This is a genomic window from Pantoea allii, from assembly GCF_046529425.1.
In the GTDB taxonomy this organism is placed as follows: Bacteria; Pseudomonadota; Gammaproteobacteria; order Enterobacterales; family Enterobacteriaceae; genus Pantoea; species Pantoea allii.
In genome coordinates this window covers 1,842,977-1,855,425 of record NZ_CP125958.1, presented here as the reverse complement: position 1 = coordinate 1,855,425, position 12,449 = coordinate 1,842,977, and the positions used below count along the sequence as shown (strand labels likewise).

Below are 12,449 nucleotides of genomic sequence, written 5' to 3'. Positions count from 1 at the left end.
TACTCGCCATCTTTATGGCGGCACAGGTGCCGTCGCGCTGGCGACTGTCATTGCATTGCGTGGTGATGTACTGCCGCCTTACCGGGCTGTTAACCCTTTTCCACGCATGTTGTCTTACCGGTATTTTTAACCCGATAAGAAGTGCATGAAGCATGCCAGGAATCGTCCCTCCCGCGTTGGCACGCGCGGATGTCCGTCTGGATACGGGCTGGGATACAAGATCGAATACTTATGATAAGACGCGGCACCTTACCCGTTGCGGTACGGCGGTTTCTGGCACGCTGATGGGGCGGTGATGCACGATAAATGGGAAACTTTTGAATCTCATCTGGAAAGCGAAAAGCACATCAGAATGTCACTGCGTTGTCATGCGCCCTTCACGCCCGGCGACCACAATAGTCGCCCATTATTCTTGTCGAAGGCTTTTATCATGTCTGCTGTTATCCGTTTTGGCACTTTTCTGGCGCTTTTTTCAGGCATGATTGCGGCGCCTGTTGTGAGCAGCGCACGGACTTCGGCCGCGCTGCCTGCACCGCCCGCTGACCCCGGATTTACCGATAGCGCGCCTGCGGCAAAGGTGCCGGCTTTTGTTGACAGCATCGCCACCAACCAACGCGGGGATGCGCGCTTTGCCACGCTGGAGACGAATGCCGGCGTGCGCGTGGTGTCCGGCTTTCTGGCCCTGTGGCGTCCGCGTACGCTCAAGGTGGATGCGGGGATTTCGGCACCGGCTCGTGATTGTTTTGCGGCGATTACGCCCTCTGATTGCACTGGCCTGCCCGGTAAGGCCCCCGTCTGCGGCATGATACTTAATCATCAGGTACTGGCGGCGAATGTTCAGTATGTGGTTACGGCGACCCGCCAGCGTACGGCAGCCCAGGCCGAGGCGGCCTACTTTGACGATCGTCGAGCCAAAGGCTATAGCGTCACGGACGGCCTGGGTCCGCTGACCGCGGCATGGCGCAGTGCCGCTCAGCAGGTCACCACCATCACGCAGATTCCCGCTGATGCCACGACGGTGCTGTATAACGACAAGGGAAACAACACCGGCACGGGCAGCCATGACGGCAATCGCGACTTCGGTGAGGTGGTGGATTTTCTCAATGAAATGGGTAACAACGCCTCTACGGAACCGGCAAAACGTTTCTATAAATACGCCCGTCCCTACCGCTGGCGTTCAGAGGTGGCGGTGGTGCCTGCCCTTGTGCCCGCAGAAAGCCCTACGCCCGCTACCGATGGCGGATTTATCAGCGGACACACAGCGGAGGCGGTCAGAGATGCCCTGACCATGGCGTGGCTGGTGCCGGAGCGCTACCAGGAGATGGTCAGCCGCGGGATGGAGTTGGGCGAAAGCCGGATCGTCGCCGGGATGCATTCGCCTTTGGATGTTATGGGCGGACGCATGTTCGCGCTGGCCGTTACCACCGCAAATCTGACGGCATATCATGAAGATGCACAACGCGCGTACAAACAGGCGCATCAGGCATTATGGCAACGCACCGATACACAACCCAGCACCTTTCTGCAATACGCTCACGCCGCGCCGCTCAGTGCCGACCGCTTCGCCGATCCTACCCTTAACCGTGCCAGTGCCCTTCGGCGCATGACGTTTGGCTTTGCCCCCATCGCGTCCCGCCATCGTCCAGCGGTGGTGCCCAAAGGTGCCGAGATTCTACTGGAAACCCGTTTTCCCTATCTGAGTGCCATGCAGCGCCGCGTGGTGTTAAAAACCACCGCGCTGTCATCGGGTTACCCGATCCTGGATGATGCCGAAGGTTGGGGACGTCTGAATATCGTGGCGGCTGCCGACGGATATGGTCAGTTTACCGGGAATGTGCAGGTGATGATGGATGCTGAGAAAGGCGGTTTTAATCAGGCCGACAGCTGGCGGAATGCGATTGGCGGCCTGGGAAAACTGACCTTACAGGGTTCAGGTACGCTGCGGCTACTGGGTGCAAATCGCTACAGCGGCGGCACTGAAATTGAAGGTGGCGTGCTGGAGGCCGGTTCAGCCAGCGCCCTGGGCGTGGGTGAAGTTTATGTGGGCAACGCCGGCAGCGTGCGTATTGCTGCGGCCACCCCGGTGCGCGTTAAACAATATTCGGCGCGGCCTCAGGCAACTCTTGAACTGGATATCGATGGTCAGGGCGGAGGTCGTCTCAACGTGAAGGGGCCATTGGTTGCAGGCGGCACGCTGTTAGTGAAGTTTGTTAAGGGTTATCACCCCAAAGCAGGCACGCTGATTCCGTTGATTGAGGCGGGCTCAAATGCAGCCCACTTTGGTCGCATTATTGTCGAGGGCTATCAGGCTCAGCCTGTCAGCTCCGCTACGCGAATCAGTATTAAACTGCTCTGATCCTGAGTACGGGTGGCAAGGCGCGCAGAGGATGGGCTTGCCAGGCTTCTGCGCGCCGGGCCGAAAATTACACGCCGAACTCCATCGGGTTATGTTTACTGATCAATGAGCGTAACGGCACACTGCTTTTCATCACGGGTGATTTAATCACGATATAGCTGAAGTACTTATCGATGCCAATTTGCGCATCCAGCATCTTCTCAATCACATCCTGATAATGCTCAATGCTGCGGGTAATAAAGCGCAACAGGTAATCGTAACCCCCGGTAATTAAGTGACATTCCATGAGTTCGTCAACGTCACGCATGGCGGCTTCAAACTTCATAAAGTCTTCGCGCCGGTGTCCGTTCAGCGTCACTTCGGTAAACACCGTGACAGAGTCGGTAATTTTGGTGAGATTGACGTGTGCTTCATAGCCGGTAATAAAACCGGCCTGCTCAAGCCGTTTAACCCGTTGCAGGCAAGGACTCGGGGAAAGTCCTACTGCATCGGCGAGATTAACGTTGCTGATACGGCCATCTTTTTGTAGTTGCACCAGAATATTGATATCGATGCGATCGAGTTTCATTAAGCCGTTCATAGCACCCCTCATTGTTTACAGCTGTACTGGATGTTCGCTACTACCCAGAGCTACTCTGTGTACACAAGCGTAAAGCGCACTTTTATAGATACTTAAAATACGCCACTTTAAAATAACAAGTACGCTATTTTTTTGTAACACAAAAAAACCCCGGTCTGTCACGCTTTGCAAAAATTGCGCCAGCGTTGAACCCGGTGGCGGCCCCGCTGGCCGCGATACCGGGCTGTTGCCTGTTCAATGAGGGAGAGCGGCTATCCTAAGCGTCCAGTCGCACGCGCCAGGGCAATATCAAAAATATGCAGTGCCTCTTCAAGTTGCGAATCGGTGGTCACTAACGGTGCAAGGAAGCGAATCGTATTACGGTGTAAGCCGCATTTAATCAGCAGCAGCCCTTCCTGACAGGCGCTGTCGAGGATCTTTTGCGTCAGCGCGCTGTCGGGTTTGTGGGTGTCCACATCCAGAATTTCTACTGCCTGCATAAAGCCCACGCCGCGCACGTCACCGATGCAGGCATATTTATCTGCAAGCTGACGCAAACGTTGATTCAACTGCTCACCCAACTGACAGGAACGCGCCAGCAGGTTTTCTTGCTCAAACACGTCAAGCACCGCCAGTGCCGCTGCACAGGCCAGCGCATTACCGCCATAGGTGCCGCCAAGTCCGCCCGGTGCCGGGCCGTCCATCACTTCGGCTTTGCCCACCACACCGGAAATCGGCAGGCCACCCGCCAGACTTTTCGCCATCGTCACCATATCAGGCTTAATGCCGAGTTGCTGGAAGGCAAACATGCTGCCCGTACGACCAAAACCGGTCTGGATTTCATCACAGATCAGCATAATACCGTGTTGAGTCGTGATGCGACGCAACGCCTGCATAAATGCCGGTCCGGCGGGCAGGAAGCCGCCATCGCCCTGCACTGGCTCAATGATAATCGCAGCCACGCGCTCCGGCAGAATCTGCACCGCAAACAGTTGGTCCAGCGCTTTCAGGCAGTCCGCTTCCGTCACGCCGTGCAACGGGTTCGGGAACGGCAGACGATAAACATCGCCAGGGAAAGGGCCAAAATTTTGTTTGTAAGGCGCGGACATCCCCGTCAAGGTGACGCCAAGCAAAGTACGTCCGTGGAAGGCGCCGTCAAAGGCGATGATGCCGGGTCGTTGCGTATAAGAACGGGCAATTTTAACCGCATTCTCCACCGCTTCTGCACCGCTGGTGAAAAACACGCTCTTATAGTGTTCGTCCCCGCCCACCAGCTTATTCAGACGCTGCGCCAGTTCGATATATCCCGGATAGGCCACCACCTGAAAACAGGCGTGCGATACCAGGCCCAGCTGGCGGGTTACAGCGTTAACCACAGCCGGATGGTTGTGGCCCACGTTAAGCACGCCAATGCCGCCGACAAAATCCAGATAGCGATTGCCTTCTACATCCCACACTTCACTGCCTTTGGCTCGCTCAATCACCAGCGGATGAGCGGTAACAATGCCGCGCGGCACATTATGATCTCGGACATCCAGCAACTGGCTGTTGTCCGCATAGGTTTGCTGCTCTGCCAGGACATTCTGCATTTTTATACCTCATCCACGTCGTGTTCGATTGGCTTAAGTATCGCAATCTGTGGGGCAATAACGCTGCCGTAATTCCGTCAGCAGCGGCATTTCGTGTCAAAATCCCACGGGTTTCAGCGAGTAAATGTTGTTCCCAGCCCGTGGCAGGCCAGGGTAATCAACGCCTGGATGCCATGCGGTATCAGCGCGTCGTTAAAGTCATAGGCGGCATGATGAAGCGGCTTGCTGGGGGCCGATCCTATCCATACATAGGCACCGGGCTTTGCCTGTAACATAAAGGCAAAATCTTCCGAGGTGAGTGCAGGCTGGCGCGCCAGTTGGGTTGTCATGCCCGCCGCCTGCAAGGCCGCCAGGGCCTGAGTCGCCTCAGATTCATTGTTGATGGTGGCCGGGTAATAACGCAAATAGTTCACCTCGGCCTGTAACCCGTGCGCCGCCGTAATGTGTTCCGCCATCTGCCGCAGCCGGGATTCAATAATATCCTGCGCTGCCGGGTTAAAAGTGCGCACCGTACCGGTGATGTTGGCTTCCGCAGGGATCATATTGTGGGAAAAACCACCCTGCATTCGCGTCACCGTCAGCAAAGCCGGTTCGCAGGGATCGAGCGCCCGGGAAACCAGCGTGTTTAACTGCACCACCAGTTCACTGACGGCTAACAACGTATCGTGCGTCAGATGCGGCTGTGCGGCATGACCGCCCGCGCCTTTGACAGTGATATCAAACCGGTCTGCCGCGGCCATAATGGCACCGGGCCGGGTCTGAATTTCACCCAGGGGTAATTCAGGCCAGTTATGCAGGGCAAACACTGCATCACAGGGGAAGCGCTGAAACAGACCGTCGTCAATCATGGCCTTCGCGCCTGCCAGGCCCTCTTCTGCCGGCTGAAAGATAAAGCAGACAGTGCCGCTGAACTCAACCTCACGCGCCAGTTTTTCCGCCGCGCCCAGCAGCATGGTGGTGTGACCGTCGTGGCCACAGGCATGACTGTGGTTCGCTACCAGACTGGTCCAGGGCACCTCGCCTTTGTCCTGCATGGGAAGCGCATCCATATCGGCCCGCAGCCCAATCATGCGTGAGCCGTTGCCTTTCTTCAGCACGCCCACTACGCCCGTTTTGCCGATTTCCCGATGCACCTCAATGCCTAAATCCTGTAGAAAACGCGCGACAATATCGCTGGTTCGCTGTTCATGGAAACCCAGTTCAGGATTACGGTGTAGATCGCGGCGCAACGCCACTAAATGGTCCATCTCAATATCCTCGTGAACGATCAACGACGCCGTGCAACGGTTCACCACGCTGAAAGCGACGCAGATTGGCCAGCAGTGCGCTGATCGCGCTGTCGTTTTGCGTCTGGCTGGCGATGTGCGGCGTGAGCCAGATTGCGGGATGCGTCCAGAATGCATGATCGGAAGGCAGAGGTTCAGGATCGGTTACATCAATCACCGCCGCCCGTAACTGGCCGCTGTCGAGCGCATCCAGCAGATCCTGATGATTAAGCTGAGGACCGCGCCCGGCCTGCACCAGTGCAGCACCAGTTGGCAGTTGGCTGAACAGCCCGGCATTTAGTCGCCCCTGAGTACTGGGCGTCAGCGGTAGCAGGCACACCAGAATATCGCTGCGGGCGAGAAAGTCGGGCAGCTGATCGTCACCATGCCAGCACGGCACGTCCGGGATAAGATGCGGTGTACGGCTCCAGCCGCCGCAGTCAAACCCCATCGCCTGAAGCTGGGCCAGTGCCGCGCGGCCCAGTTCGCCCAGTCCCATGATCCCGACGCGGCGCTGACCGGCGGGAATAGCCAGATGCGCCTGCCATTGCTGATGCCGTTGCTGCTGAAAATAGCGTGGCATATCACGATGTAATCCCAACACCGCAAAGGTGATGTACTCCACCATGCCCTGCGTCAGGCCGGGTTCAATCGTTCTGACCAGCGGGATATGTGACGGCAGCGTGGACAGGTCAAACTGTTCCGCTCCGGCCCCTACGGAAAACAGGATTTTCAGATTGGGAAAACGGTCTGCAAGGTTATCGGGCGGCAGCCAGGCGACCAGCGCATCAACCTGATCCGCATCGCCGGTCTCCGGCCAGAGGTGTAAATGAATATCGGGCGCGTGCTCAGCCAGCCAACGCTGCCAGTGCAGGCCGCGCTGTGGCTCCGATTTATAAACGATGTGCATCAGGCCATTGCCTGCGTCATCAGCCCAAATGCCTGCATGCCTTGTGGCACCCAGACGTCACCGCGCACCATCGTGATCGGCGCGTCAACGTTTGTCAGGCCCAGGCTCTCCAGCCAGGCGGCCAGCGGCAGCGCGGCATCCGTATCCATGCGCAGATATTCGCCCTTCAGGCTCTGCATCAGCGCGGCGGTTAGCGCCTGGGCAACCGGAAAATCCTGTGCAATAACGGGTCCAATGACCCAGCCACGACCAAAGCGCCGCAGGCTGGCATAACCCTGAGGGGTTTGCTGGTCATCCTGCAAGATAATGGTCTGATTGTCGGTAATCAGATGTTCCACCAGCGCCGGGCGGAAAAGCCCGTGGGCGGCCTGTTCCATCTGCACCAGCGCATCCCGATCGTCAGGGGTGGCGCTGCGCAGCGTCAATCCAGCCGGAATCTCCACTCTGGGTAACGCGTTCAGGGCAGGCGTTTGGTACTGTAGGATCTTACCGCAGGTAACAAAGCCGAGTTTTTCATACAAGCCCTTACCCATCTCCGTCGCGTGCAGACGCACGTTATAACCGGGCACTTTCTCTAATAAGGCCAGCATCAACTGCTTGCCCAGCCCACACCCCTGGTGCTGATTCGCGACAATCACCAGACCGATGGTCGCCGCCTTGTCGCCCCAGCGCCAGAGAATCGCACTGCCTATTACTTCGCCCTGCTCTTCAATGACCACGCCTTCGCCGAGCTGCATGCCGATGGCCCAGTCTTCATGGCGGTGCGGCCAGTTCAGCGCCTGGCTCATCGCGTAAACCTGGGGAATGTCTTCGGTCGTCATGGTACGAATATCAACTGTCATTTTGCTTTCCTTACATCATGCCGGGTGCATCAAGTCCGCTGCCGTCGATAAAACGGCTGTAGCGATAAGGCGTGGGATCGACCACCGGCGTGGAGTCTGTCGCCAGTTGAGCCGCCAGGCGGCCCGCACCGGGACCAATCCCAAAACCGTGGGCACTGAATCCTGCCGACAACACCAGGCCTGGCAGTTTTGCCACCGTTGAAATGACCGGAATCGCGTCCGGCGTACTGTCAATCATCCCGCCCCAGGCCTGGGCGACTTTCAGGTTTGCCAGCGCAGGAAATTCACGCCGCATTGCCGCAAGTCCGCTTTCCACGACCCAGGCATCGGCAGCGGGGTCCAGAATACGCATCCGCTCGAAAGGTGAAATCGCATCCAGATCCCAGCGGCCCATCGCCTCAGGGCCATTAAAGAACGGCTTCACCCCCAGATTCAGGGTAAGATTTTTACGCCGACTTTTAAACGTGGGATAAAACTGTCGCAGGTAACGAATCCCCTGCGCACCGGGTTCAAGCCGCCCGCGGCCCGATACGGAAACGGTATAGCTGCCATCCATCTGCGGTCGACAGGCAAAGCTTTCGGTATAAAAAGGGACGGCGATAGCCTGCTCAATCGGGTGGGTACGGAAGGCGGTGCCAATGACGTTCCCCAGCGGCAAATCAATACCGTGCCGACGGCAAAACATCGAGGTCCAGGCGCCCGCCGCACAGATCACCCGGGTGGTTTTGATCAGGCCGCGTTCCGTTATGACTCCGCTGACGCGCCCGGCTGAAATATCCAGCCCGCGCACTGCGCACTGCTGGAAAACCAGCGCGCCTTTTTTTTGCGCGCCAATCACAATGCCCGGTGCAGCCAGTTTAGGTTCAGCCGCACCATCCGCCGGGGCGGAAACGCCGCCCAGCCAGTTTGTGGTACTGCCTGGCGTCATGGCTTTCGCCTGCTGAGCATTCAGGATATCGCTGCGCACGCCGTACTGTTTGGCCATCTGGCCCCACTTATCCCAGGCCGCAATATCTGCTTCATTGCGGGTAGCATAGACCAGACCGCTGCGACGAAAGCCCAGCTCTTCCCCGGTTTCAATGCTAAGTTCTTCCCAGCCGCGTAAGGCTTCAATCACCAGCGGCAGTTCGCGCTCGTCACGATTCTGCTGACGGCACCAGCCCCAGTTGCGGCTCGACTGCTCGGCGCCGACCAGCCCCTTCTCGATCAGCACCACCTTCAATCCTTTTTTTGCCAGTTCCCAGGTGGCGGCGGCCCCCGCAATACCGGCACCAATCACCACCACATCGGCGGACGCCGGGAAATCACTGCTGTCCTGTACGTAACGAATCGGTGCGGGCATGGCGTAGCCACCTCTTAATCTGTTTGTTTGCCGGTGCCATGACGCTCATCGCGCCCGGCGCCTGGATACTGTCTGTCTGTCGAACGTGGTCGACGGCATAACAGCCTGTTACTCAGCTTTCAGAATCTCTTCATGCTCATCCAGCCAGCCCTGACGCAGCTCAGGAACCGCACGTTTCAGGCGTTCGAAATAGAGTTCACTGGTAGGCTGGTCATAATTGCTGCGCGCCAGCTGAGTGACGATGCTGCCATTTCGCATCACGACGATCTCATCACATACCGCGCGCACGGCGTGCATATCGTGGCTGATAAACATTACCGACAGGCCCAGCTCGCGGCGCAGTTCGCTGATCAGATCCAGCACGGCGGAAGCTACCACGGTATCCAGCGCCGACGTGACTTCATCACATAAAATCACATCCGGTTCAGCCGCCAGTGCACGGGCCAGGTTAACACGCTGTTTTTGCCCACCTGACAGTGACCAGGGGCGGCGGGACAGCACGGTGCGCGGCAGCTTAACCAGATCAAGCAGTTGATAGAGTCGCTGCTGGCGAGCGATGCCGCTCAGACCATGAAACAGCGTCAGCGGACGCGTTAAAATGCGTTCCACGCTATGGGCCGGATTGAGGGCTGTATCCGCCATCTGGAAAACGTACTGAATACGTCGCAGCTCATTGTCGCTGCGTTTTTGCATCTGGCCCGCAACAGAGTGGCCGTTAAACAGGACATGTCCCTGGCAGGCAGGATTGAGACCGGCAATGGCATGCGCCAGGGTGGTTTTACCCGAGCCGGATTCCCCGATAATGCCAATGGCCTGACCTTTCCACAGCGTGAGATTAATATTTTCCAGAATGCGGACTTTGGGCAATCCATCACTGCCCTTTGGACCGTAACCGGCTGACAGGTCACGCACTTCAAGCAACGGTAGTTCATTCGCCTTTGCCTGACACCAGTTGCTGGGCCGCTCTTTTTGCTGAGCGGCATCCATCAGCAGGCGCGTATAGTCCGCCTGGGGTGCACCAATCAAATGCGCCGTTGTGCCGTATTCGGCAATTTTGCCTTGCAGCAGAACCAGAATCCGGTCGGCCATTTGCGCCACCACGGCCAGGTCATGGCTGACATAAATCGCCGTTACGCCGCGTTGTTTCACCACCCGACGAAAGGCTTTTAGCACTTCAACCTGGGTCGTCACGTCTAACGCCGTGGTGGGTTCATCAAGAATGACCACCTCGGGATCGCTAATCAGGGCCATCGCCGTCATTAAACGCTGTAACTGCCCGCCTGAGACCTGATGGGGGAAGCGATCGCCAATCGTATCCGGGTTGGGTAAGGCCAGCTCACGGAACAACGCCAGCGCTTTGACCTTCGCCGCCTTGCGCGTCATGGTGCCGTGAATCACGACCGGTTCGATAACCTGATCGATGATTTTCATTCCGGGGTTAAAAGAGGCGGCGGCACTCTGGGCAATATAGGACACTTTATTGCCGCGAAACACGCGCAACTGCGCGGGCGTGAGATCCATGATGTTGGTGCCCGCCACATGAATATTGCCCTCAGCGATCTTGCAACCGTGGCGCGCATAGCCCATCAGCGCCATCGCAATGGTGGTTTTACCCGAGCCGGATTCGCCAATCAGCGCCAGCACTTCGCCTTTTTGCACCGTGAAGCGGATATCGGAGACGATATCCAGTTCATCCCCATTGTCGGTATGCGCCGTCACGCGCAGGTTATCGACAGAAATCACAGGCATTGCCGTATGTTGTGTCACGTTCATGCCCCCTCCTTTGCCAGCGTCAACGGACGCATGCTTTGCAAGCTGTCAATAAACAGGTTGACCGCGATGGTCAGGCTGGCAATCGCTACCGCAGGCATCAACACCGCCGGTGAGCCGTCAAACAACCCCTGAATATTTTCACGCACTAATGTTCCCCAGTCGGCATAAGGTGGCTGAACGCCCAGCCCGAGGAAGCTCAATCCACTCAGCAGTAAAACGATATACACAAAGCGCAGACCAAAATCCGCCAGGACCGGGTGCACCATGTTGGGCAGAATATCGTGGATGGCGATGTACCAGCGGCTTTCGCCCCGCAGGCGAGAGGCGCGGACATAGTCCATGTTGCGTAAGTTGCTGGCGAGGGCAAAGGCGATACGAAACGCACCCGGCCAGTAGGTAAACACCGCCGTGATCAGCAGCATCGGCAGCGAGGACCCGAACACCGCCACAATCATCAGCGCCAGTATTTTGCCTGGCAACACCAGCATCGCGTCGTTGATACGGCCCAGCAGCTCTTCCAGCCAGCGTCCGGTTACCGCCGCTAACAGCGCCAGCATGGTGCCAATCAGGCTGGCCAGCATGGCAGCGCCCAGCGCCAGCCCCAGGGAAAACTTCGCACCGTACATAATGCGGCTGAGCATATCCCGTCCGAGGTAATCGGTACCCAGCAGGTTTTCATGCGTCAATCCGCCCATTAATGGCCCGACACCAATGTCGTCAAGATTGTGGGGTGCCCACCAGGTGCCGAAGATGGCGATGATCAACCAGAACAAGGTCACCACCAGGCCCAGGCGGCCCGATAAAGACAGTGACTGAAAAATACGCCACGGAAGCAATATTTTCATCAGCTCCTCCATTTCGGGTTAAAGGCGATAGTGACAATATCCGCCGCCAGCAGCAGCACAAGATAACAGCTGGCAAACAGCATTACGCAGAGCTGTACCACCGGCAGATCGCGATTACTGACCGCGTCGACCATCTGGCTGGCCAGACCCGGATAGCTGAAGATGGTTTCGATAATAATGACCCCACCAAACAGGTAAGAAAGACTGAGGGAAATCGCGTTAGCAATGGGGCCGACGGCATTCGGTAAGGCATGGCGTAACACCGCCCGCATGGGGGAAACCCCTTTGAGCAAGGCCATTTCAAGATAAGGGCTGTCGAGTTGGTTAATAATGGCCGCGCGGGTCATACGTGCCATTTGCGCGACCAGCCCGCAGCATAACGTCATCACCGGCAACGCATAGGCTTTGATGTAGCTGGCGAAGTCCATACTGGGACTGCCCAGCGACATCGCAGAAACCCAGTGCAGCTTCACGGCAAAAATCAGCACCGCAATCGTGGCCACCAGAAATTCCGGTACGGCCACCGTCGCCATCGTGCCAATCACCAGCGCACGATCGAGTTTGGAGCCACGATTCATGGCCGCCGCGATACCAATAATCAGTGCGAGCGGCACACAAATCGCTGTGGTAGTAGCAGCGAGTTCAAAGGTGGCGGGAAGACGCTGCGCCACCAGCTGTGCGACCGGCAGATGACTTGCAAATGAGGTGCCAAAATTCCCCGTCAGCATGCCGCCAAGCCAGGTGAAATAGCGCACCAGCAGCGGCTGATCTAAACCGAGCTGCTGGCGCAAGGCCGCTACCGTTTCTGGCGTGGCGTTTTGCCCCAGGATCATTTGCGCCGCATCGCCCGGCAGCAGGCTGGTGATAAAAAATACCACCGCCGAGACGATAAGCAAGGTCAGGATGCCGGCGCCAATGCGCCGGGCAATCAGGAACATCATGTATCGGTTCATCGGCGAACTCCTTCG

10 protein-coding genes are annotated in these 12,449 nt (G+C 57.5%); 1 reads left to right on the top strand and 9 read right to left on the bottom strand.

The genetic code is table 11. From position 1 onward, the window contains the following. Positions 1 to 430 precede the first annotated feature (430 nt). Complete coding sequence (locus tag QNH99_RS08830) at positions 431 to 2,356, top strand: phosphatase PAP2 family protein (protein ID WP_410517571.1); 1,926 nt, start codon at positions 431 to 433, stop codon at positions 2,354 to 2,356. 67 nt (positions 2,357 to 2,423) lie between these two features. Here QNH99_RS08830 and QNH99_RS08825 read toward each other — a convergent pair whose 3' ends face one another. From QNH99_RS08825 to QNH99_RS08785, 9 genes are all read right to left on the bottom strand, one after another. Beyond that, positions 2,424 to 2,936 carry an Lrp/AsnC family transcriptional regulator gene (locus QNH99_RS08825; protein WP_096010760.1) on the bottom strand — a complete coding sequence of 171 codons (513 nt, stop codon included), beginning with the start codon at positions 2,934 to 2,936 and terminating at the stop codon, positions 2,424 to 2,426. Between the two features lie 251 nt (positions 2,937 to 3,187). Continuing rightward, positions 3,188 to 4,504: a 4-aminobutyrate--2-oxoglutarate transaminase gene (gabT, locus tag QNH99_RS08820; RefSeq protein WP_063880095.1), complete on the bottom strand. Its 1,317-nt coding sequence runs from the start codon at positions 4,502 to 4,504 to the stop codon at positions 3,188 to 3,190. Between the two features lie 113 nt (positions 4,505 to 4,617). Beyond that, positions 4,618 to 5,751 carry a M20 aminoacylase family protein gene (locus QNH99_RS08815; protein ID WP_218995691.1) on the bottom strand — a complete coding sequence of 378 codons (1,134 nt, stop codon included), beginning with the start codon at positions 5,749 to 5,751 and terminating at the stop codon, positions 4,618 to 4,620. A 1-nt stretch (position 5,752) separates the two neighbouring features. Then, complete coding sequence (locus QNH99_RS08810) at positions 5,753 to 6,679, bottom strand: 2-hydroxyacid dehydrogenase (RefSeq protein ID WP_256852342.1); 927 nt, start codon at positions 6,677 to 6,679, stop codon at positions 5,753 to 5,755. Next, positions 6,679 to 7,521: a GNAT family N-acetyltransferase gene (locus tag QNH99_RS08805; RefSeq protein WP_410517570.1), complete on the bottom strand. Its 843-nt coding sequence runs from the start codon at positions 7,519 to 7,521 to the stop codon at positions 6,679 to 6,681. Before QNH99_RS08805 ends, QNH99_RS08810 begins: the two co-directional genes overlap by 1 nt. Positions 7,522 to 7,531: 10 nt before the next feature. Next, positions 7,532 to 8,863, bottom strand: coding sequence for an NAD(P)/FAD-dependent oxidoreductase (locus QNH99_RS08800; RefSeq protein ID WP_145394102.1), 1,332 nt, complete (start codon positions 8,861 to 8,863; stop codon positions 7,532 to 7,534). Positions 8,864 to 8,971: 108 nt separating this feature from the next. Beyond that, positions 8,972 to 10,636: an ABC transporter ATP-binding protein gene (locus QNH99_RS08795; protein ID WP_109717309.1), complete on the bottom strand. Its 1,665-nt coding sequence runs from the start codon at positions 10,634 to 10,636 to the stop codon at positions 8,972 to 8,974. After that, positions 10,633 to 11,481, bottom strand: a complete 849-nt coding sequence (locus tag QNH99_RS08790; RefSeq protein ID WP_063880101.1) for an ABC transporter permease — start codon at positions 11,479 to 11,481, stop codon at positions 10,633 to 10,635. Before QNH99_RS08790 ends, QNH99_RS08795 begins: the two co-directional genes overlap by 4 nt. Then, a complete protein-coding gene (locus tag QNH99_RS08785) occupies positions 11,481 to 12,434 on the bottom strand; it encodes an ABC transporter permease (RefSeq protein ID WP_063880102.1) in 954 nt (317 codons plus the stop codon). The genes QNH99_RS08790 and QNH99_RS08785 overlap by 1 nt, the downstream gene beginning before the upstream one ends. Positions 12,435 to 12,449 lie beyond the last annotated feature (15 nt).